We start from the raw sequence: 20,907 nt of genomic DNA on the forward strand, positions 1-20,907 counted from the left end.
ACGTGACACCGGATGTCGCGGCATCCGTCTCGAGATGTATCCCGCGCGGCGTCGGGTGCACCTCTTGTCCCGCGACGACGCAGGCTCTACGGTCCCACACAAGCGGAGAGAGGAAACACGATGACGACGGTACGTGCGGCGATCTCGCAGACGACCTGGACGGGCGACAAGGACTCGATGCTCGACAAGCACGAGGGATTCGCCCGCGATGCGGCGGCCCAGGGCGCCGCGGTCGTGTGCTTCCAGGAGCTGTTCTACGGTCCCTACTTCGGCATCACGCAGGACAAGAAGTACTACCGCTTCGCGGAACCCGCCGACGGGCCGATCGTGCAGCGGTTCGCGGCCGTCGCGAAGGAGCTCGGCGTCGTCATGGTGCTGCCGATCTACGAAGAGGCCCAGACGGGCGTGTACTACAACACCTCGGTGCTCGTGGACGCCGATGGCACGATCCTCGGGAAGTACCGCAAGAACCACCTGCCCAATCTCGAGAAGTTCTGGGAGAAGTTCTACTTCCGGCCCGGCAATCTCGGGTACCCCGTGTTCGACACCGCTGTCGGCAAGGTCGGCATGTACATCTGCTACGACCGGCATTTCCCCGAGGGGTGGCGCGAGCTCGGGCTCAACGGGGCGCACATCGTCTTCAACCCGAACGCGACCAAGCCCGGGCTCTCGAACCGCCTGTGGGAGATCGAGGGGCCCGCCGCCGCGGTCGCGAACGGCTACTTCGTGCTTCAGCCGAACCGCGTCGGCCGCGAGGACAACGAATACGGCGAGGATGCCGTCACCTTCTACGGCACGAGCCAGGTGATCGACCCGCGCGGTGACTTCGTCGGCGAGCGCGGCTCGAGCGAGCACGAGGAGCTCCTCGTCAGGGATCTGGACCTCGACATGGTCCAGGAGATGCGCGATGACTGGCAGTTCTATCGCGACCGCCGCCCGGACACCTACGGCGACATCGTCGCCCCATGACGGCAGTGTCTGGAGTGCGCTGCGCGATGCGGTGTCCGCCGACGCATTCCCCCGCTGGCCTTCGGTCGGCTCCCGCCAAACCCGATGCCAGCGTCGGCGGACACCGCATCGCTCCGCTCGCGAGGCAGGCGGCGGACACATAGACGGCAGGCAAGGCGGCAGTCACTCATTCGGGGATATGGGAGGGAAGAGGAATGGCAACCACACTCATCCGAGGAGGCACCGTCGTCTCCGCCACAGGCCGCGCCGAAGCGGACGTGCTCATCGACGGCGCGACGATCGCGGCCGTCCTCGCGCCGGGCTCGCAATTGCTGGGTACGGATGTCGCGGCATCCGTCGACACCGTCATCGACGCGACCGGCAAATACGTGATCCCGGGCGGAATCGACGCGCACACGCACATGGAGCTGCCGTTCGGCGGCACGAACGCGTCGGACACGTTCGAGACCGGGACGCGGGCGGCCGCGTGGGGCGGCACGACCACGATCATCGACTTCGCGGTGCAACGCTACGGCGAGCGCGTCGAGGACGGTCTGGCCGCGTGGCACGAGAAGGCGCGCGGCAACTGCGCGATCGACTACGGCTTCCACCAGATCATCGGCGGGGTCGACGACGACTCGCTGCGCGCGATGGACTCCCTCATCGACGAGGGAGTCACGAGCTTCAAGCTGTTCATGGCGTATCCGGGCGTCTTCTACTCGGATGACGCGCAGGTGCTCCAGGCGATGCAGAAGTCGGCCGAGACCGGCTTGCTCACGATGATGCACGCCGAGAACGGGCCCGCGATCGACGTGCTCGCCGCGCAGCTCGCCGAGGCGGGCAAGAAGGCGCCGTACTACCACGGCATCGCACGCGCGTGGCAGATGGAGGAGGAGGCCACGCACCGGTCGATCATGCTCGCGAACCTGACGGGCGCGCCGCTGTACGTCGTGCACGTATCGGCGAAGCAGGCGGTCGAGCAGCTCGCGTGGGCGCGCGACCAGGGGCAGAACGTGTTCGGCGAGACGTGTCCGCAGTACCTGTACCTGTCGCTCGAAGAGCAGCTCGGTGCGTTCAGCGACGAATGGGGCCAGTTCGAGGGTGCGAAGTGGGTGTGCTCTACCCCGTTGCGCAGCCGCGCCGAGGGTCACCAGGACCACATGTGGCAGGCGCTGCGCACGAACGACCTGCAGATGGTCTCGACCGACCATTGCCCGTTCTGCATGAAGGACCAGAAGGAGCTCGGCAAGGACGACTTCCGCGCGATCCCGAACGGCATCGGCGGCGTCGAGCACCGCATGGACCTCATGTACCAGGGCGTCGTGACGGGGAAGATCACGCTCGAGCGCTGGGTCGAGCTCACCTCGACGACGCCGGCCCGCATGTTCGGCCTGTACGGAAGGAAGGGCGTCATCCAGCCGGGGGCCGATGCCGACGTCGTCGTGTACGACCCGAACGGGCACACCTCGATCGGGTACGGCAAGACGCACCACATGAACATGGACCACTCCGCGTGGGAGGGCTTCGAGATCGACGGGCACGTCGACACGGTGATCTCGCGCGGCAAGGTCATCGTCGACGGCGGCGAATATGTGGGGCGCGCCGGCGACGGGCAGTTCCTCAAGCGCGGCCTGGGCCAGTACCTGACGTGAAGAGCCGGTCGCCCAGCGCCCGAAGGGAAGGAGTTCGCTGATGGACTTCGGAGTCGTCCTGCAGACCAACCCGCCTGCGGCGCGCACGGTGCAGCTCGCCAAGCTCGCCGAGGCGCACGGGTTCTCGCACGTGTGGACGTTCGACTCGCACCTGCTGTGGGAGGAGCCGTACGTCATCCACTCGGCGATCCTCGCCGAGACGAACCGCGTCACGGTGGGGCCGTTCGTGACGAACCCCGCGACGCGGGACTGGACGGTGACGGCATCCGTGTTCGCCACCCTCAACGAGATGTACGGCAACCGCACGATCTGCGGCATCGGCCGCGGGGACTCGGCCGTGCGTGTCACGAACGGCAAGCCGACCTCCATGGCGGAGCTGCGCGAGTCGATCCACGTGATCCGCGAGCTGGCGAACTCGCGGCCTGTCGAGTACAACGGCGCGACGCTGCAGTTCCCGTGGAGTCACGGCTCGAAGCTCGACGTGTGGGTCGCGGCGTATGGGCCGATGGCGCTCAAGCTGGCCGGCGAGGTGGGCGACGGCTACATCCTGCAGCTTGCCGACGTCGACATCGCCGCGTGGATGATCAAGACGGTGAAGGAGGCCGCGGCGAACGCGGGTCGCGACCCCGACTCGCTCGCCTTCTGCGTCGCCGCCCCGATGTACGTCGGCGCCGACCTCGCCCACCAGCGCGAGCAGTGCCGCTGGTTCGGTGGAATGGTCGGCAACCACGTCGCCGACATCGTCGCGAAGTACGGTGCCACGACAGGCTCGGCAACCGGGAACGCCGTCCCCCAGGCTCTGACGTCCTACATCGAGGGCCGCAAAGGCTACGACTACAACACGCACGGGCGCGCCGAGAACGACCACGTCGACTTCGTGCCCGACGAGATCGTCGACCGCTTCTGCATCCTCGGCACAGCGGACGAGCACATCGAGAAGCTCAAAGCCCTGTCGGAGCTCGGCGTCACGCAGTTCGCCGGCTACCTGCAGCACGACAACAAGGAGGAGACGCTGCGGGTCTACGGCGAGACGGTGATCCCGGCGCTCACCGAGCACGTGCGGGCCAAGAGGTAGCGCCGGGCTGCTCGATCAACCGGTGAAAACGGCCTCGACAGGTGCGAGGACCGGCGGGAGGATCGAGACATGAGCACCGAAACCGACACCGCCGTCGACCTGGATGCCGAGGCCCGCCGCATCGACCGCGAGCACGTGTTCCATTCGTGGTCCGCGCAGGCGCATCTCGACCTGCCCGTCATCGCGGGCGGCCGGGGCACGACGGTGTGGGATCACGCGGGCAACCGGATGCTCGACTTCGCGAGCCAGCTCGTCAACGTGAACATCGGGCACCAGCATCCGGCCGTCGTGAAAGCCATTCAGGAGCAGGCGGCCCGGCTCGCGACGATCGGCCCCGCCACATCGAACCTCACGCGCGGGCGTGCGGCGGAGCGCATCCTCGCGAAGGCGCCCGAAGGCTTCGAGAAGGTCTTCTTCACGAACGGCGGGGCGGATGCCGTCGAGAACGCCATCCGCATGGCGCGGCTGCACACCGGCCGCGACACGGTGCTGTCGACGTACCGCTCGTACCACGGCAACACGGGTGCCGCGATCGTCGCGACGGGCGATTGGCGACGGATGCCGAACCAGTACGCACGCGGACACGTGCACTTCTTCGGGCCCTACCTCTACCGCTCGGAGTTCTGGGCCACGACGCCCGAGGAGGAGTCGGAGCGCGCACTCCACCACCTCGAGCGGGTCATCCAATCCGAGGGGCCGCAGACGATCGCCGCGCTGCTGCTCGAATCGGTACCGGGCACGGCGGGGATCCTCGTGCCGCCGCCCGGGTACCTCGCGGGCGTGCGGGCGCTCGCCGACAAGTACGACATCGTGCTCATCCTCGACGAGGTGATGGCGGGCTTCGGGCGCACCGGCCGGTGGTTCGCGTTCCAGGGGTACGACGTCGTCCCCGACCTCATCACGTTCGCGAAGGGCGTCAACTCCGGCTACGTGCCGGTGGGCGGCGTCATCATCTCGGAGCCCATCGCGAAGACATTCGACGAGCGCGTGTTCCCGGGCGGGCTCACCTACTCGGGGCATCCGCTCGCCGCAGCCTCGATCATCGGTGCGCTCGACGCGATGGAGAGCGAGGGCATCGTCGACAACGCGCGCCGCGTCGGCGCCGAGGCGATCGGCCCCGGCTTGCGCGAGCTGCAGGCGAAGCATCCGCTGATCGGCGAGGTTCGCGGCGAAGGAGTGTTCTGGGCGATGGAGTTCGTGCGCGACCGTGAGACGCGCGAACCGGTCGGCGCCGACGTCATCGGACGTCTCAAGAAGGAGCTCGTCGCGAGGGGTCTGCTGCCCTTCGCCGCCGAGAACCGCATCCACGTCGTCCCGCCCTGCGTCGTGACCCCCGAAGAGGTCGCTCAGGCGATGTCGATCTACGATGAGGCTCTGGGCGTCGTCGAAGCGGACGAGCTCTGAAGTCCCCACGAGGGCAGTTTCAAGGAGGAGACCATGACCGACACCACGACTCTGGAGCGGACCGCCGAGTCCGCGACCACGATCCTCGACCACTGGGTCGGCGGGTCCGCCTGGACCGGCGAGTCCGAGCGCACGGGGCCCGTGTTCAACCCCGCGCAGGGCCGTGTCCAGAAGGAGGTGCGCCTCGCCTCGGCCGCCGATGTCGACGCGGCGGTCGCCGTCGCCTCCGGCGCGTGGACCCAGTGGCGCGACACCTCGATCGCGAAGCGCCAGGCGGTCATGTTCCAGTTCCGCGAGCTGCTCAACGCCCGCAAGGACGAGCTCGCCGAGATCCTCACGGCGGAGCACGGCAAGGTGCTCTCCGACGCGCTCGGCGAGATCGCGCGCGGCATGGAGGTCGTCGAGTTCGCGTGCGGCCTCGGCCACCTCACGAAGGGCGCGTACTCCGAGAACGTCTCGACGGGCATCGACGTCTACACGCTGCGCCAGCCGCTCGGGGTCGTGGGCATCATCAGCCCCTTCAACTTCCCGGCCATGGTGCCGCTGTGGTTCTTCTCGATCGCGCTCGCTGCGGGCAACGCCGTCGTGCTGAAGCCCTCCGAGAAGGACCCGACGGCGGCGAACTGGATGGCCGCGCTCCTCAAGGAGGCCGGACTCCCCGACGGCGTGCTCAACGTCGTGCACGGTGACAAGGAGGCCGTGGACCGCCTCCTCGAGCACCCGGACGTGCGCGCGATCTCGTTCGTGGGCTCGACCCCGATCGCGAAGTACGTGTACGAGAACGCGACACGCAACGGCAAGCGCGTGCAGGCGCTCGGCGGCGCGAAGAACCACATGCTCGTGCTGCCGGACGCCGACCTCGATCTCGCCGCCGACGCGGCCGTCAACGCGGGCTTCGGCTCGGCCGGCGAGCGCTGCATGGCCATCTCGGTCGTCCTCGCGGTCGACACGATCGCCGACGAGCTGGTCGAGAAGATCTCGCAGCGCATGGCCACGCTCAAGATCGGCGACGGCATGCGCTCGTGCGACATGGGTCCGCTCATCACCGGCCAGCACCGCGACAAGGTCGCCTCGTACATCGACGTGGCGAAGCAGGACGGCGCATCCGTCGTCGTCGACGGCCGCGGCGTCGAGGTAGACGGCGATCCCGACGGCTTCTGGCTCGGCCCGACCCTCATCGACAAGGTGCCCATGGAGTCGTCCGTCTACAAGGACGAGATCTTCGGCCCGGTGTTGTCGGTCGTTCGCGTCGAGGGCTACGAGGACGGCCTCGACATCGTCAACTCGAGCCCGTACGGCAACGGCACCGCGATCTTCACGAACGACGGCGGCGCCGCACGGCGCTTCCAGCGGGAGGCGACAGTGGGCATGATCGGCATCAACGTGCCGATCCCCGTGCCGGTCGCGTACCACTCGTTCGGCGGCTGGAAGGCCTCGCTCTTCGGCGACGCGAAGGCGTACGGACCCCACGGCTTCGAGTTCTTCACGGCCGAGAAGGCGGTCACCTCGCGCTGGCTCGACCCGTCGCACGGCGGCCTGAACCTGGGCTTCCCGCAGCACGACTGACGGCGAGAACGACAACACCGGATGCCGCGCCCGCGCGGCCTGCGTCGGGCGCGGCATCCGGGACATTCGTCCTGCCCGATCGGGTACCGACGGCTCTGCCGGCCTGCGCGGGCCGTCCGTAGCGTCGAGCGCATGTTCACTCGTCGCCGAATCATCCGTCTCCTGACCATCCCCGCCGCGGCGCTCGCGGCCCTCGTCGTGTGGCTCATCGAGGTGCCGGTGCTGGGAATCGAGCTCGAAGCCGTGACCGGCGCGGGCTCCCCCATCACGGTCGGCGCCGTCGTGGCGGCGGTCATCGCGGGCGTCGCGGCCATCCCCGCGTGGCTCGTGCTCGCGGCGTTCGAGAAGTGGACGCGGCATCCGGTGCGCTGGTTCGCGATCACCGCCGCCGTGTTCCTCGTCGTCTCGCTCGCAGGCCCCCTCGGCGGCACGTCGCCGGGCGCCGTCGTAGGCCTCGCGGCGCTGCACATCGTCACCGCGGTCACGATCACGAGCGTGCTGCTGGCCTCGCGGGCGGCGGGCGCCGTAGACGCCGCGGGCGAATCCGCCGCCGCGACTCCGCCCGAGCGCGCGGTAGCCTACGGCGACGGGAGGTGATCGCGATCGGCGCAGGCGCGGACGACTTCCGGCTGCGGGCCTTCCGCTGGATGGGGCGCCACCGCTGGGGATGGATCGTCTCGATCTGGACGCCCGTGCTCATGATCGGGCCGCTCATCGCGACGGTCCAGGATCCGTCCCCCGTGGGCATCATCGCGCTCGTCGTCATCCCCGCACTGTTCGCGGGCTTCGTGTGGCTCGCGATCGAGACGCCGGCCTGGACGCTGCGCGTCATCCGCCCCGTGACCCTCACCGCCCTCGTCGGCGCGTGCGCGGCGGTGGTGCTGACGGAAGGCGACGGCTGGATCTCGGCGTGGGGCTTCACGGGCGTGGCCGCCGCGATCGGCTTCCCCGCCCTCGGCAGCGCCATCACGCTCGTCGCCGCGGCGATCGTCGCGGGCGTGACGACCGCGCTGGCGGCGTCGCACGCGATCGTCGCGGCGAGCGCAACGGTGCTGTTCACCGGCGTGGGCGCGTTCGTCATCCAGCAGCTCGCCGTGAGCAACGCCGAGCTCGAACGCACACGGCGGCTGCTCGCCCGCGCCGCCGTCGAGGAGGAGCGCCTGCGCTTCGCGAGGGACCTGCACGACGTGGCCGGACACACCCTGTCGGTCATCGTCGTCAAGGCCGAGACGGCGAGGCGGCTGGCGCCGACGGATCCGGATGCCGCGGCCGAGCACGCCGCGGACATCGAGCGTCTCGGGCGGGACGCACTGCGCGAGCTGCGCACGGCCGTCGCGGGCTACCGGCGTTCGTCGCTCGACGCCGAGCTGGAGAGGGCGCGCGCGTCACTGGCCTCGCGGGGCGTCGGCCTCGCCGTGCGCAAGGACGCGGGCAACCTCGACGCCGAGATCGACGCGCTGTTCGGGTCGATCGTGCTCGAGGCGTCGACGAACCTCGTGCGCCACGCGCAGCGCGCGACGGTGTGCCGCGTGACCGTGGTGGCGGAGCCGTCTCGAGCATCGATCGAAGTTGCGGACGACGGCGCGGCACCGGCGACGGTGCGGGAGGGCACGGGGCTCACGGGCCTCCGCGAACGCGTGCGGCGTCTCGGCGGTGAGCTCGTCGTCGAGGCGAACGGCGGCTTCCGCGTGCGGGCGGAGGTGCCCGCGTGAGGGTGCTCATCGCCGAGGACCAGGCTCTGCTGCGGACCGCTCTCGCGACCCTCCTCGAGCTGGAGGGCGACATCGAGATCGTCGCGCAGGTCGAGCGGGGCGACGACATCGTTCCGACGGCGGAGCGCACGCAACCGGACATGGCACTCCTCGACATCGAGCTGCCCGGCCGCAGCGGGCTCGACGTCATCCCCGACCTGCGTCGCGCGGTGCCCAACGCCCATGTCGTCGTGCTCACGACGTTCGCGCGGCCGGGCTACCTTCAGCGCGCGCTCCAGCTCGGCGCGCGGGGCTTCCTCCTCAAGGACGCCCCCGCGACGCACCTCGCGGCGCAGTTGCGCTCCGTCGCGGCGGGATCGATCGTCGTGGACCCCGACTTCGCGACGACCGCGTTGCGCGCCGAGCCGAACCCGCTCACCGAGCGCGAACGCGAAGTGCTGCGCGCGTGCGAGGGCGGGGCGTCGATCGCGTCCATCGCGGCGCTGCTGCACCTGTCGCGCAGCACCGTGCGCAATCACCTCTCCGCGGCGATCGGCAAGACCGGCACGGCGAACCGGATCGAGGCCGCCGTGCTGGCGCGCGAGCGGGGGTGGCTGTAGCCGACCGGTCTCGTCGCTGCGCTCGCGCCACCGGTCGCTGAGCGAGCGCAGCGAGACGACGCGTCTCAACCCGCCGACGCGTCGCCGTCCTCCCGCGCGTACACGGTCACGGCCCGTGGAACGATGACGCATCGCAGCCGGAAGCCGCCCTCCGCCCGCTCCTCCAGCTCCCCGTCGTGCACGTAGACGGACGGGCGCCCGGGCTCGGTGCGGACGGTCATGTCGAACTCCGGCACGACGAGCCGCTCGACGTCCGAACGCGGCGGCATGAGCTTCAGCGAATGCAGGACCGCGGCGGTGCGCTTGCCGAACGCGAGCGACGCGATGGCCCGCATCCGGGTTCCCCGAGCATGGTGGATGCGCACGTCGAGGGTCGGGTCGTCCAGGTCCTCGCGCTGCATCGTCGCGACGCGCTTCGGATCGCTGCGGCCCACGCCGATGAACACCGACCACACACGCGCGCGCCGGCCGTCGCGCACGATCGCGAGCGGCTCCGCGCTGCGCAGCGCGATCCACGCCGCCACGATTCCGCCGAGCCACTTGCCCAGGCGCGCGCGGCGGCGATCGCGCTCGTCGATGAGCTCGGGATACGCGCCGATCGAGACGGCGTTCAGCGCGAGGATCGGCGGCTCGTCGTCGGCGGTGACCTCGACCGCGCTGACCTCGACGGTCGATCCCCCTTCGAGCGCGTCGATCGCGGTCGCGACGTCGACGATCCCCGCGGAGCGCGCGAAGTGGTTGAACGTGCCGCCGGGCATGACGAGGAGCGGCCGATCGTGCTTGCGTGCGAGCTCGGCCATGCGCGACACGGATCCGTCGCCGCCGTACACGCCGAGGACGGCGGGTGGGGCATCCGCTCTCATCGCCGCATCGACGATGTCCGCCAGGTCGTCGCCTTCGCCGAGCTCGCGCACGTCCGCCTCGGGGAGCCGCTCGGCGATGAGCTCCGCGGGGTCGATGCGGAGCACCGCCGTGCCGGATCGGGGGTTGCGCACGATCAGCACCCCGCGGCCGCGAGCGACGACGGACGGCTCCGGAACGGCAGCGGCCATGAGGCGAGGCTACCCGCCCGTCATGCGGGGAGGATCGGCCGGTTCTCGAAGAAGGTCTGCAGGACGACGGTCGTGCGCGTGTTGACGGAGGCGGCCTGCCGGATCTCGCGGATGAGTCCCTCGAGATGCCGTGGCGTCGCGACCCGCACGAACAGGATGTAGCTCGCGTCGCCCGCGATCGAGTGGCACGCCTCGATCTCGGGAAGGTGCTCGAGCAGCTCGGGCGCGTTGTCGGGCTGGCCGGGGTCGAGCGGCGTGATCTCGATGAACGCCGACAGCGGCTTGCCGACCGCTTCGGCATCGACGACCGCGCGGTATCCCGCGATGACGCCGTTGCTCTCGAGCCGCTTCAGTCGCGCTTGCACAGCCGACACCGACAGGCCGACACGCTCGGAGAGCTGGGCCAGCGTCGCACGCGCGTCGCGCGACACCTCGGTGATGATCGCCAGATCGACAGGGTCGTCCACGCATGGAAGAATACCGGTTGAGTTCATCACTCGCCGGAATTCTTACGTCAACGAGTCCTCAGGATCGGAGGTTCCCAGTGTCAACGACGGCGCACCACGCGAAGTCCATCATCGGAGAGCCCGAGGTCGTCGAGGACGCGGCGGGCGTCGAGAACTCCGCCGCGTGGCTGCGCCTCAAAGACGCGGCCACCGCGCTGCAGGCGATTCAGGCACAGGACGGCTCCGTCCCGAACGAAGCGGACCACGCCGAGGCGCGCACGTGCGTCGAGACGATCGTCGCGGCGATCCGCGAGCTCTCCCCGCGCTTCCCGCACGACGCCGAGTACCTCGCCGCGTCGATGCACGACTTCGAGCGCTGGGCCGACAGCGGTTTCGGGGTGCCCGATTTCTACGACTCGCTCGTTGCTTTCCAGCCTCAGCAGCACCGGGTCGACGGCATCCGTCATCTCGTCGTCTTCCCGATGTACACCCAGAACGGTTCCCGCAACCGGTATGTCGAGGCCGTCCTCGTCGAGGTGATCTGGCCCGACTTCATCGCCGAGCTCGAGGCGGGCGACTACGGCAACAAGCTGTTCGTGTCGCTGCGGCTCATCGACTTCACGCCGGGCTACGACACGAACTCGGCCGTGCTGTTCCCCGAGACGGTCGCGATGCGCGAGATCCCCACGTTCACGTGGGGCGCGATCTTCCAAGACCGCGAGGCCGCCCGCTACCGGCGCGTCGTCCGCGCGGCGGCCGAGATCACGAAACTGGAGCTGCCCGCCGAGGCGGCCCGCATGCTCGAGGACCAGACGCTCGCCGAGAAGACGTTCGTGATGTGGGACATCATCCACGACCGCACGCACATGCGCGGCGATCTGCCGTTCGACCCGTTCATGATCAAGCAGCGGATGCCGTACTTCCTGTACTCGCTCGAGGAGTTGCGCTGCGATCTGACGGCGTTCCGCGAGTGCGTCGCGATCGAGAAGCGGCTTTCGGCCCGTGACGACCTCACGCCGACGGAGACCGAGATGCTCGAGCACGCGAGGCTCGTGCAGTACGCGGTCATCTTCGACCGCATCTTCCGCTTCGCCATCACCGGCTCGCGTGTGCGCAACTACGACGGTCTCGGGGGTCAGCTGCTGTTCGCGTGGCTGCACCAGCGCCGCGTGCTGCACTGGACCGATACGGCGCTCGCCTTCGACTGGGACGAGGTCCCCGCGGCCGTCGTGGCCCTCGGCGACGAGATCGACGAGCTCTACTGGCGTTCGATCGACCGCCCCAAGACGGCGCACTGGCTCGCGGCGTACGACCTGGTGCGGTCGGTGCTCGAGCCGAACCCCGCGTCGCAGTGGGCGCGCGGGCTTCCCGACGAGATCCTCGCCGGACCACCGAAGGGCTACACCGACGCCGTGCTCGACGACGAGTTCCCCCTGTCGATGTTCTACGAGGCTCTCGAGAAGAAGATGCGCCCCGTGATCGAGTCGACGTCGGGCATCCGGGGAACCGATGCCTGACACGGGGCGGCTGGTGCTCATCGCCGGGGCGACGAGCGCCAGCGGCCTTGCGGCCGCCCGCGCCCTGGCTGGGGCGGGTGCGCGGGCGGTCGCGGTCGGCCGCGATCCCGAGAAGCTCGACCGGCTCGCCGAGGCGGTTCCGGGCGTGCGCACAGAGGTGTGCGATCTCACGGATGCCGCGGCCGTCCAGTCCCTCGCCGAGCGGGTGCACGAGACCGAGGGTCGCATCGACGGACTGTTCCACCTCGTCGGCGGCTGGCGCGGGGGCGGAGGCCTCTCGGGGCAGACGGAGGATGATTACCGCTTCCTCGAGGGGTCGTTCACGGCGCTGCGGCATGTGACCCGCACGTTCGACGACGACCTGCGGGCGTCCGCCGCAGGACGCCTCGCGATCGTGTCGTCGACCGCGGTCACCCGGCCGCTCGCCGGCGGCGCGAACTACGCGGCGGTCAAGGCCGCGAGCGAGGCGTGGACGCGCGCGGTCGCGCACGGGTTCGCGAAGGCGGCGCGCGACGCGGACGAGCCGCTGCGCGCCGCGGCCGTGATCTTCCGTGTGAAGGCCCTCGATGGGCTCGAAGACACCGTCGCGGATGCGTTCGTGAGGCTGTGGGACGCGGATGCGGCGTCCATCAACGACACGGTCATCACGCTCCCCGCAGACTGAAGCACAGCACACTCACCTGGGGAGTTGCGCGAGGTCGATCGCGAGGCCCACGCGCGTGAGGTCGATCGACTCGTCGTATCCACCCAGCACGACGAGCACCCCGCCGGTCACGCCGAGCGTCGAGAACGACGCGACCGTGTGCTGTGCGGCGTCGACGAGCGTGCTGGCGCCCGATGCGACGTCGATCAGCTCGACGCCCGGCGCTCCGCCCGCGACTGCCACGCGGCCGTCGGGGAGAACCGCCGCTCCGAGCTTGTAGCGCCCGACCGTGAGCTGCGGTCCGGGGCGGAAGGTCTGCGACTCGGCGTCGAAGATCTCGGTCGAGGGCAGCAGCTCGCGGTCGTCGCTGGTGCCGCCGACGATGAGCACGTCACCTGAGGCGAGCGGGACGGTCGCGTGCTTGAACCGGGCCTCGAGGAGCGGACCCACCTCGGTGACGGTCCCGTCCGGGCACACCGTGACGGCCGAGTCGGTCGGCACGCCCGACTCCCTCTCTCCCCCGGCGAGGAGGGCGCACCCGTCCGGAAGCGACGCGGCACCGACCCCCGCCACGGGCATCGGGAGCTCCGGCCCGGGACGGAACGTCGCCGTCAGCGGGTCGAAGATCTCCGTCGTCGCGGTGAAGCCGCCCGTCCTCGCCCAGCCCCCGGCGATGAGGACGGTGCCGTCGCCCAGCAGGGCCGCGCCGTGCGATCCGCGGCCCGTCGTGAGCGCGGCGACCTCCGCCCACCGCGCTGTCTCGGGGTCGTAGATCTCGACCGTGTCGAGCGCCGGTGTGCCCTCCGCGGCGAACCCGCCCGCGACGACCACCCGACCGTCCGCCAGCAGGGTCGCACTGTGGGCGTCGCGCACGTAGTTGAGCGACGTCGTCGGCCGGGCATCCCGCCCCTCGATGATCCAGCTGTCACGCGTCGCCGTGCCGCAGCCGTCGGTGACGCACCCGCCCACCACGAGCAGACTGCCGTCGAGCAGCGGCGTCATGGTGTGCGCCGCCCGCGCCGCGAGCTCCGCGGGGATGCCCGCGGGCGACTCCACGACTCGCGGTCCCGGGTCGGACGCGGATTCGGCGGTGCACCCCGTGAGCACGGCGGCGGCCGCCGCCATGAGGACGGCCGCCCTCGACGGCCTCATGGGGCCAGGCTACGCGCGCCGCTGACCGTCGACCACGCCTCCGATGACGTCCTTCGTCGAGGGCGGACCCACGTCGATCGGCCCGGCGGGCGCGCCGTTGGGCGAGGCATCCGCTTCAGCCGTTGCGGCGGTCGGCCGGCCCTCATCGCCGTCATCGCCGTCGGACGGTGCATCCGTCTCTGCCTCGGCGCCGTTGTCGCCCTCCGTCTCGGCCTCGGCGACGCCCTGCTGGTACTCCTCGGAGAGGATGCGGTACGAGGGCGTGAGGAACGCGAGGAACCCGACGACCACGAGGATGAGCCCCGCGAACAGGAAGATGAGGGCGATGCCGCGGGCCTCGCCTTCGCCGAGCAGCCAGCCCCACGTCGCGCGACCGCTGTCGGACTCCATGTACGGGATGATGAGGAACTCCGCGATCGGTGCGATGAGGAACGCCGTGATGGGCGCCGTGGCGGACTCGATCGCGGCCGCGAAGCCGAACACCCGGCCCTGTCGGCGGAAGGGGACGACCTTCTGGATGACCGTCTGCTCGGCCGCCTCGGCGGCCGGGATGATCGCCATGTAGACGTAGATGCCCACGATGTACAGCCACGACCACTCGCGGATCGTGAAGAGCGCGCCGAGCACGCCCATCGTGATGACGACCAGCAGCAGCGTGCGGATCGGGTTCTTGCCCAGGCCCCACTTCGCGACGACGAGTCCGCCCACGATGAAGCCCGTCGCCGTGATGCCGAGGACGACGCCCCACCACTGCACCGTGAACAGCGTCAGACCGTACGGGTCCATGAGGGCGATGTACGCGCCGCCGATGAAGTTGTTGAAGGTCGAGAACAGGATCAGTGCGAACAGACCCTTCACGGCCCGGACCGCACGGATGCTGCCGCGGAAGTCGAAGGCCTTGGCGCGGTTCTCGTTGGGATCGGGCTGGTCTTCGGGGATGCGGAACGTCAGCAGGTGCAGGAAGGCGATCGCCGTGGCGACCAGCGCGATGACGAGCGTTCCGCCCATTCCGAGAAAGCCGACGGAGAGCCCCGAGAACACGCTCGTCACGACGAACGCGACGCCCTGGACGGTGCCGACCATGCCGTTCGCGTTGGCGTGGCGTTCGACGGGCACGAGGAGCGTCACCGTCGTCGACAGCGCGATGTTGCGCAGGTTCTCGATGACCGCGCCGAACAGGATGATGCCCGTGAACAGCCAGAACCACGGACCGGTGATGTCGACGAGCACCGACTCGGGTTGGGCGAGGTACAGCGCGCCGGCGACGAGGAACGACGCGAGCGTGACGAGGCTCGAGAAGATCATGACGCGCTGCTTGCGGTGGCGGTCGACGAGCGTGCCGAACACCATCGAGAACACCGCGACGAGCAGCATGTAGGTGCCGCCGACGATGCCGGTGGCGAGCACCGACTTCGTCTCGAGGTACACCCAGAACGTCAGAGCGAACCAGAGGAAGCTGGTCGTGACGTTCGCGGCGGCGGTGTTGACGAGCACCTGGAAGAAGGTGCGCATGCCGTTGGGCGGCGGCACGATCGTGCGCTGCGCACCCGTGGAGAGGCCGGGGGTGTCAGATGACATGGCGACGAACCTACGCCGCACCTCCGACACAGAAAACCCCGAGCCCGGCGTCGACTAGATTGGGAACCCGTGACTCCGATCCACGACGCGAGCATCCGCGGCTTCGCATCCGACAACTACTCCGGCATCCATCCCGAGGTGCTCGCGGCGATCGCCGCCGCGAACGACGGGCACCAGGTGGCGTACGGCGAAGACGTCTACACCGAGCGCCTGCAGGAGGTGTTCGCGCACCACTTCGGCGAGGGGGTCGAGGCGTTCCCGGTCTTCAACGGCACGGGCGCGAACGTCACCGGGCTGCAGTCGATGCTCCCCCGCTGGGGCGCGGTCGTGGCGGCATCGACGGCGCACATCAACGTCGACGAGGGCGGTGCGCCCGAGCGGGTCGCGGGCATCAAGATCCTCAACGTCCCGACCGACGACGGCAAGCTCACCCCGGAGCTCATCGACCGCGAGGCGTGGGGCTGGGGCGACGAGCACCGCGCGCAGCCGCTCGTCGTCTCGATCACGCAGTCGACCGAGCTCGGCACGCTCTACACGCCCGACGAGATCCGCGCGATCGCCGACCACATCCACCCGCTCGGCATGCACCTGCACGTCGACGGCGCGCGCATCGCGAACGCGGCGGCGTCGCTCGACCTCCCGCTGCGCGCGTTCACACGCGATGTCGGCGTCGACGTCCTGAGCTTCGGCGGCACCAAGAACGGCGCGATGGGCGCCGAGGCGGTCGTCGTGCTGAACCCCGAGGCATCCGCGGGTCTCACGTACCTGCGCAAGCTCAACATGCAGCTCTCGTCGAAGATGCGCTTCGTGTCGGCGCAGCTCATCGCGCTGCTCGAGGGCGACCTGTGGCTGCGCAACGCACGCCACTCGAACGCGATGGCGCAGCGCCTGCGCGCCGGCATCGAGGCCGGCCTCGCGAACGGATCGATCCGCGGTGTCGGCTTCACGCAGGAGACGCAGGCGAACGGCGTGTTCGCGACGCTGCCCGACGGCGTGGCCGACAGGCTGCGCGAGTCGTTCCGGTTCTACGACTGGGACGCCGCGCGCAACGAGGTCCGCTGGATGTGCTCGTTCGACACGACCGAGGACGACATCGACGCGTTCCTCGCCGCGATCGCGCGCGAGACCGCGTCGGCGGCCTGAGGCCATAAGACGACGGATGCCGCGGCCCTCGGGGCGCGCGGCATCCGTTTCGTCCGTTCGAGCGGTGGTCAGGCCGCCGTCTCGTCGCGGTCGCCTTCGTGGGCGTCGCCGGCGTCGTGGTGGTCGTCGTGCTGCTCGCCCTCGGCGTGCTCGCCCTCGGCGTGCACGAGCTGCGCCACCTCGGTCGTCTCGCCTTCGGCCCGATCCTCGGAGTCTTCGGAGCCGTGCTCCTCCGCGTCGGCCTCGCCGGCCGGCTGCTCCTCCGTCGCCGCCTCCTGCGGCGCGTCGCCGGCGGGGCTACCACCCTGAGCGTCGTCCTCCGGCGCGTCCTGGTGTTCCTCGACCGACACCTCGTCGGCGGTCGGCTCCGACTCGCTCGACCCCTCGGCCGGCTCGACGTCGCCGAAGGCGGCGAGGTCGGCGTCGCCGATCGGCATGTCGGGGCGGATGAGTTCCTTGACCTCGGCCATGAAGCTCATGAGCTGGTGCTGCTGCCAGCGGAGCTGGCGCGTGCGGTCCTCGGCGTCGCGCAGCACGGCCTGCGAGTGCGCCGTGACGGTCTCGATGATGCGCTCCGCCTTGGCGCGTGCACGGTCGAGCACCTCACGGGCGCGCAGGTTCGCGTCGGCCTCGAGCTGCTGCGCCTGCGCGCGCATGAGGCGGTCGAAGTCGTCCGCCTTCGCGGCGACGCGCTGGGCGTGCTCGAGCGACGCGGCGACCTGCTCGTTCGCGTCCTGCGTGATGCGCTCGGCGTGGGCGACGGCCTGGTTGTGGAGCATGAGGAACTCCTGCTGCGCGTCGTCCTGGCGCCGCGTGAGCGACTCCTCGAACTCGAGGGCGCGCATCCGGAGCTCACGCACGGCCTCTTCGGCCTCGGCGCGCATCTGCGACGTCTCGCGCGCGACCATCGAGCGCAGCGCGGCCGCGCCCTTCTCGGCCTCGCTGCGGATCGCCGCGGCCTCCTGCTCGGCCTGCGACACCTTCTCGGCCGCGTGCGCCGCCTCGCGCTCGAGGCGCGCCTGGTGCGCCATGAGCTCGGTCTCGATGCGCAGGCGTGCCTGCTGCGCGTCGCTCTCGGCCTGCGCGCGGATGCCGTCAGCCTCGGCCTGCATCTCGCGACGGCGGTTGACGACCTCCTCGCGCGCGGCTTCGAGCAGACGGTCGGCCTGGACGCTCGCGTTGCGGATGATCTGGCTCGCCTGCTCCTCGGCGACGCGCAGGATCTCTTCGAACTGCGGACGGTCGGTGCCCTGACCGTGCTCGACGAGCTCCTCGGTGAGCGTCGCGATGCGCTGCTCGGCCTTCGCGGCGCGGGCGTTCGCGGCGGTGAGCTCGGCCTCGAGGCGCTGGATCGTCTCGCGTGTCTCGTTCGTCGCGCTTGCGACCTCGGTCTGCAGGCGCTGCTCGGCCTTCGCCGCCCGCGCGTTCGCGGCGGTGAGGGCGGCCTTCATCTTCTCGAGGGCGTCGCGTGCGCGGCCCTCTGCCTCTTCGAGACGCGCCTCGTACTCGGCCTCGAGCTGCTCGACGGCCTCGCGGCTCTGCGAGTTCGCCGCCTCGGTCACGCGGCGGTAGCGTTCCTCGAGGAACGCGATCTCGTCGCCTCCGGCGCGAAGACGCGCCGTGAGGCGGGCGATCGCGGCGTCGACCTCGTCCTTGTCGTAGCCTCGGAACACCGTCGTGAAAGACGTTCCCGTGGCGGGCACGGTGTCACCGCCGATGAGCTCGTCGAACGGGCTCGTCTCGTCGCCGCCGGCCTCGAGGCCCGGCACCTGCTGATCCGACATGTGACTCTCGCTTCTGTTCTGCTGCTGTGGGGGGATGAGCGGCGCGCGCCGAGCACGGACGCGCCCACCGCTCGTGGCGCCCAGTGGGTGACGGTGGCCGCGAGCGCGGCGGGAGGCGTCGCGTGGACGTGCGACGACACCGGGTTTCGGCGCGGTGTGCGCCTCGGGTTTGTGGGGAATCATACCCGTCGCGGCGATGCGGTCCAGACCCCATGGGGAAGGATGACGCCCACCCTCGCCGCGCGGGGGTTGCGGCATCCGCCTCTTCTCGTCAGCGGAGCGCGCCGACGCTCGCGAGAGCGAGCCTCACCAACGTGCCCCGGCCGCCCTCCATCTCGGCGGCGAGCGCGTCGGACGACGCCTCTTCGGGGGTCAGCCACGTGACCTCGAGGGCGTCCTGGCGCGGCTCGCACGTGCCCGTGACGGGCACCACGAACGCGAGCGACACGGCGTGCTGACGGTCGTCGTGGAAGGGGCTCACACCGGGCAGCGGGAAGTACTCCGCGACCGTGAACGGCACCGGCTGCGGAGGCAGCAGCGGGAAGGCCATCGGGCCGAGATCGTTCTCCAGATGGCGGAACAGGGCGTCGCGGATCGTCTCGCCGTAGCGGACGCGCCCCGACACGATCGTGCGCACGATCTCGCCGACGGGCGTCGCCCGCAGGAGGATGCCGACCTCGACGACCTGCCCCATGCCGTCCGTGCGCACGGGGACGGCCTCGACGTACAGCATCGGAAGCCGCCGGCGCGCCTCGGCGAGCTCGATCTCGCTCAGCCACGCCGGGTTCGAGACGTTCCCCTTGGGCGGTCCGAACGGGTCGTCGCCCGCGGGTTCGGGGTCGGGGGTTCGCACGGCCATGTCTCCTGTATACCCCTTCGCCCCTCGCCCCGCCCGACGCGCGTGCGGTCGCCGTGTCGACGCGCGGTGGCAGGATGAGGGCATGCCGGAGTCGCTCATCCTCGACGCAGACGCCGCGCTGTGGTCGGTCGAGCCCGCCGACGTCGCGGGCCGGCATCTGCTCCTGCTCCTCCATGGCTACGGGGCCGACGAGCACGACCTCTACGGCCTGCGCGAATACCTCCCCGAAACGCTCGCCGTCGTGAGCCTCGCCGCACCTCTCACCCCGCCGTGGCCCATGCCGGGGCGGTCGTGGTACCCGATCGACGGACTCGACGGGCGCGACCCATCGCACGTGACGGCCGCGGCGCAGGCGGTGATCGAGTGGGTCGACGCGCATGCGCCGGGTGCGGCATCCGTCGGTCTCCTCGGCTTCTCGCAAGGAGGCGCGGTGTCCCTTCAGGCGCTGCGCCTCGACCCTCGGCGCTTCGCGTACGCGCTGAACCTCAGCGGCTACGCGACGCCCGGCGACCTGCCCCGCGACGCCGAGCTCGCCGAGGTGAAGCCGCCCGTGTTCTGGGGTCGAGGCACGCACGACGACGTGATCCCGGCGGCGCTCGTCGAGCACACGACGCAGTGGCTGCCCGATCACGTCGACCTGAGCGGCCGCGTCTACCCCGGCCTGACCCACAGCGTGTCGGAGCAGGAGCTGGCCGACGTGCGCGTCTTCCTCGAGAAGAGACTGGCGGATGCGGCGACCCCGCCCGCCCCCGGAAGCCCGGGCGACGGCGGCTGACGTCACACGTCGGGCAGCTGCCCCTCGAGCTCGGCGACCGCATCGGCCGTGCACAGCCCCGTTGCCGGCAGCGCCGCCGTCGCCGAGCCCGCCGCGACCGCGGTGCGGAACGCCTCGCGCGGCGTGCGCCCCTCGGCGAGGCGCAGCACGAACGCGCCGAGGAAGCTGTCGCCCGCGCCGACGGTGCTCTGGACGGCGACCTTCGGGGTGGGCAGGCGCCACGTGTCGTCGGCGGTCACGAGCACGGCGCCCGCACCGCCGAGCGTGAGCGCGACGATCTCGGTGCGCCCGTCGGCGATGAGCGTGCGCGCCGCGGCCTCCAGCTGCGGGTCGTCCTCGACGGGGGCCTTCACGAGTTCCGCGAGCTCGTGACGGCTGGGCTTCACGAGGAAGACGCCTTCGTCGAGGGCCGCACGGAGCGCGGCATCCGCTGCGTCGACGATGCACCGCGATCCGTGGTCCCGCGCGATGCGGGCCAGCCGCCCGTAGAAGTCGACGGGGACGCCCGGCGGCAGGCTGCCGCTCGCGACGAGGTACCCGCCGACGGGCAGGTCGTCGACGACGGCCGACAGGAGCGCGCGCCACTCGGGCTCCGACAGGTGCGGCCCCTGCAGGACGAAGCGGAACTGCTCGCCGGTCGAGGTCTCGTCGACGGTGAAGCTCTCGCGCGTGCTGCCCTTGATGCGGACGACGCGCCCCATGATCCCCTCGCGCTCGAGGAGCTCGCGGTACGCGTGGCCCGTCGGACCGCCCGCGGTGTAGAGGGCGGTGGAGCGCCCGCCGAGGTTGCGCACGACACGTGACACGTTGATGCCGCCGCCGCCCGGATCCAAGCGCGTGGGCCCGCAGCGCAGCTTCTCCTCGGGGATGATCCGTGGGGTGGACGTGCTCACGTCCAGCGCAGGGTTGGGCGTCACCGTCAGGATCGGATCATGGGCTCGCACCGGGTCGGCCATGCGCTCATGCTAGGGCGGCGCGCAGGCGACTCACAGACCATCGGAC

General features: G+C 70.6%; 19 protein-coding genes. 12 read left to right on the forward strand and 7 right to left on the reverse strand.

Annotated features, from left to right (window positions below; all coding sequences use genetic code 11):
* Positions 1-120 precede the first annotated feature (120 nt).
* From VFF97_RS15995 to VFF97_RS16030, 8 genes are all read left to right on the forward strand, one after another.
* Positions 121-969 (forward strand): nitrilase-related carbon-nitrogen hydrolase, encoded by an 849-nt coding sequence (locus tag VFF97_RS15995; RefSeq protein WP_325034498.1) that lies wholly within the window; start codon positions 121-123, stop codon positions 967-969.
* A 194-nt stretch (positions 970-1,163) separates the two neighbouring features.
* Positions 1,164-2,600, forward strand: coding sequence for a dihydropyrimidinase (hydA, locus tag VFF97_RS16000; protein ID WP_325034499.1), 1,437 nt, complete (start codon positions 1,164-1,166; stop codon positions 2,598-2,600).
* 40 nt (positions 2,601-2,640) lie between these two features.
* Entirely contained in the window at positions 2,641-3,675 is a 1,035-nt protein-coding gene (locus VFF97_RS16005; RefSeq protein ID WP_325034500.1) for a TIGR03842 family LLM class F420-dependent oxidoreductase, read from the forward strand.
* 69 nt (positions 3,676-3,744) lie between these two features.
* Positions 3,745-5,079 carry an aspartate aminotransferase family protein gene (locus VFF97_RS16010; RefSeq protein ID WP_325034501.1) on the forward strand — a complete coding sequence of 445 codons (1,335 nt, stop codon included), beginning with the start codon at positions 3,745-3,747 and terminating at the stop codon, positions 5,077-5,079.
* 33 nt (positions 5,080-5,112) lie between these two features.
* Positions 5,113-6,645: a CoA-acylating methylmalonate-semialdehyde dehydrogenase gene (locus VFF97_RS16015; protein WP_325034502.1), complete on the forward strand. Its 1,533-nt coding sequence runs from the start codon at positions 5,113-5,115 to the stop codon at positions 6,643-6,645.
* Positions 6,646-6,777: 132 nt separating this feature from the next.
* Positions 6,778-7,242 (forward strand): DUF6069 family protein, encoded by a 465-nt coding sequence (locus VFF97_RS16020; RefSeq protein WP_325034503.1) that lies wholly within the window; start codon positions 6,778-6,780, stop codon positions 7,240-7,242.
* On the forward strand, positions 7,239-8,357 hold the full coding sequence (locus VFF97_RS16025) for a sensor histidine kinase (protein ID WP_325034504.1): 1,119 nt from the start codon (positions 7,239-7,241) through the stop codon (positions 8,355-8,357). Before VFF97_RS16020 ends, VFF97_RS16025 begins: the two co-directional genes overlap by 4 nt.
* Positions 8,354-8,956, forward strand: coding sequence for a response regulator transcription factor (locus VFF97_RS16030; RefSeq protein ID WP_325034505.1), 603 nt, complete (start codon positions 8,354-8,356; stop codon positions 8,954-8,956). Before VFF97_RS16025 ends, VFF97_RS16030 begins: the two co-directional genes overlap by 4 nt.
* A 65-nt stretch (positions 8,957-9,021) precedes the next feature.
* Here VFF97_RS16030 and VFF97_RS16035 read toward each other — a convergent pair whose 3' ends face one another.
* Together VFF97_RS16035 and VFF97_RS16040 are read right to left on the reverse strand one after the other, a co-directional pair.
* A complete protein-coding gene (locus VFF97_RS16035) occupies positions 9,022-10,008 on the reverse strand; it encodes a diacylglycerol/lipid kinase family protein (protein ID WP_325034506.1) in 987 nt (328 codons plus the stop codon).
* 20 nt (positions 10,009-10,028) lie between these two features.
* Entirely contained in the window at positions 10,029-10,475 is a 447-nt protein-coding gene (locus VFF97_RS16040; protein ID WP_325034507.1) for an Lrp/AsnC family transcriptional regulator, read from the reverse strand.
* A gap of 77 nt (positions 10,476-10,552) precedes the next feature.
* Here VFF97_RS16040 and VFF97_RS16045 point away from each other — a divergent pair, with 77 nt between their 5' ends.
* Together VFF97_RS16045 and VFF97_RS16050 are read left to right on the forward strand one after the other, a co-directional pair.
* Positions 10,553-11,971 carry a DUF6421 family protein gene (locus VFF97_RS16045; RefSeq protein WP_325034508.1) on the forward strand — a complete coding sequence of 473 codons (1,419 nt, stop codon included), beginning with the start codon at positions 10,553-10,555 and terminating at the stop codon, positions 11,969-11,971.
* On the forward strand, positions 11,964-12,635 hold the full coding sequence (locus tag VFF97_RS16050; RefSeq protein WP_325034509.1) for an SDR family oxidoreductase: 672 nt from the start codon (positions 11,964-11,966) through the stop codon (positions 12,633-12,635). The genes VFF97_RS16045 and VFF97_RS16050 overlap by 8 nt, the downstream gene beginning before the upstream one ends.
* A 12-nt stretch (positions 12,636-12,647) precedes the next feature.
* Here the strand turns inward: VFF97_RS16050 and VFF97_RS16055 are convergent, their stop codons facing one another.
* Both VFF97_RS16055 and VFF97_RS16060 read right to left on the reverse strand, forming a co-directional pair.
* On the reverse strand, positions 12,648-13,766 hold the full coding sequence (locus VFF97_RS16055) for a kelch repeat-containing protein (RefSeq protein ID WP_325034510.1): 1,119 nt from the start codon (positions 13,764-13,766) through the stop codon (positions 12,648-12,650).
* 9 nt (positions 13,767-13,775) lie between these two features.
* Positions 13,776-15,344, reverse strand: coding sequence for an MFS transporter (locus VFF97_RS16060; RefSeq protein ID WP_414684280.1), 1,569 nt, complete (start codon positions 15,342-15,344; stop codon positions 13,776-13,778).
* Positions 15,345-15,413: 69 nt separating this feature from the next.
* Here VFF97_RS16060 and VFF97_RS16065 point away from each other — a divergent pair, with 69 nt between their 5' ends.
* Positions 15,414-16,487 (forward strand): low specificity L-threonine aldolase, encoded by a 1,074-nt coding sequence (locus VFF97_RS16065; protein ID WP_325034511.1) that lies wholly within the window; start codon positions 15,414-15,416, stop codon positions 16,485-16,487.
* 68 nt (positions 16,488-16,555) lie between these two features.
* Here VFF97_RS16065 and VFF97_RS16070 read toward each other — a convergent pair whose 3' ends face one another.
* The gene (locus tag VFF97_RS16070) at positions 16,556-18,271 is read right to left on the reverse strand and encodes a DivIVA domain-containing protein (RefSeq protein ID WP_325034512.1); all 1,716 of its coding nucleotides are present in this window, start codon (positions 18,269-18,271) and stop codon (positions 16,556-16,558) included.
* A 271-nt stretch (positions 18,272-18,542) separates the two neighbouring features.
* On the reverse strand, positions 18,543-19,130 hold the full coding sequence (locus VFF97_RS16075; protein WP_325034513.1) for an NUDIX hydrolase family protein: 588 nt from the start codon (positions 19,128-19,130) through the stop codon (positions 18,543-18,545).
* Between the two features lie 82 nt (positions 19,131-19,212).
* Here VFF97_RS16075 and VFF97_RS16080 point away from each other — a divergent pair, with 82 nt between their 5' ends.
* Complete coding sequence (locus VFF97_RS16080; RefSeq protein WP_325034514.1) at positions 19,213-19,905, forward strand: alpha/beta hydrolase; 693 nt, start codon at positions 19,213-19,215, stop codon at positions 19,903-19,905.
* 2 nt (positions 19,906-19,907) lie between these two features.
* Here the strand turns inward: VFF97_RS16080 and VFF97_RS16085 are convergent, their stop codons facing one another.
* Positions 19,908-20,861: a 1-phosphofructokinase family hexose kinase gene (locus VFF97_RS16085; RefSeq protein WP_325034515.1), complete on the reverse strand. Its 954-nt coding sequence runs from the start codon at positions 20,859-20,861 to the stop codon at positions 19,908-19,910.
* Between the last annotated feature and the right edge of the window lie 46 nt (positions 20,862-20,907).

Origin of the sequence: Microbacterium sp. (assembly GCF_035687345.1) — a bacterium.
Lineage (GTDB): Bacteria > Actinomycetota > Actinomycetes > Actinomycetales > Microbacteriaceae > Microbacterium.

Excerpts from the sequence above, each read along its gene's own strand:
- VFF97_RS16055 (WP_325034510.1), bottom strand. The coding sequence starts at position 13,766 with ATGAGGCCGTCGAGGGCGGCCGTCCTCATGGCGGCGGCCGCCGCCGTG.
- VFF97_RS16080 (WP_325034514.1), top strand. The coding sequence starts at position 19,213 with ATGCCGGAGTCGCTCATCCTCGACGCAGACGCCGCGCTGTGGTCGGTC.
- VFF97_RS16005 (WP_325034500.1), top strand. The coding sequence starts at position 2,641 with ATGGACTTCGGAGTCGTCCTGCAGACCAACCCGCCTGCGGCGCGCACG.
- VFF97_RS16020 (WP_325034503.1), top strand. The coding sequence starts at position 6,778 with ATGTTCACTCGTCGCCGAATCATCCGTCTCCTGACCATCCCCGCCGCG.
- VFF97_RS16015 (WP_325034502.1), top strand. The coding sequence starts at position 5,113 with ATGACCGACACCACGACTCTGGAGCGGACCGCCGAGTCCGCGACCACG.
- VFF97_RS16075 (WP_325034513.1), bottom strand. The coding sequence starts at position 19,130 with ATGGCCGTGCGAACCCCCGACCCCGAACCCGCGGGCGACGACCCGTTC.
- VFF97_RS16010 (WP_325034501.1), top strand. The coding sequence starts at position 3,745 with ATGAGCACCGAAACCGACACCGCCGTCGACCTGGATGCCGAGGCCCGC.
- VFF97_RS16050 (WP_325034509.1), top strand. The coding sequence starts at position 11,964 with ATGCCTGACACGGGGCGGCTGGTGCTCATCGCCGGGGCGACGAGCGCC.
- VFF97_RS15995 (WP_325034498.1), top strand. The coding sequence starts at position 121 with ATGACGACGGTACGTGCGGCGATCTCGCAGACGACCTGGACGGGCGAC.
- VFF97_RS16035 (WP_325034506.1), bottom strand. The coding sequence starts at position 10,008 with ATGGCCGCTGCCGTTCCGGAGCCGTCCGTCGTCGCTCGCGGCCGCGGG.
- VFF97_RS16060 (WP_414684280.1), bottom strand. The coding sequence starts at position 15,344 with ATGTCATCTGACACCCCCGGCCTCTCCACGGGTGCGCAGCGCACGATC.
- VFF97_RS16070 (WP_325034512.1), bottom strand. The coding sequence starts at position 18,271 with ATGTCGGATCAGCAGGTGCCGGGCCTCGAGGCCGGCGGCGACGAGACG.
- VFF97_RS16085 (WP_325034515.1), bottom strand. The coding sequence starts at position 20,861 with ATGGCCGACCCGGTGCGAGCCCATGATCCGATCCTGACGGTGACGCCC.
- hydA (WP_325034499.1), top strand. The coding sequence starts at position 1,164 with ATGGCAACCACACTCATCCGAGGAGGCACCGTCGTCTCCGCCACAGGC.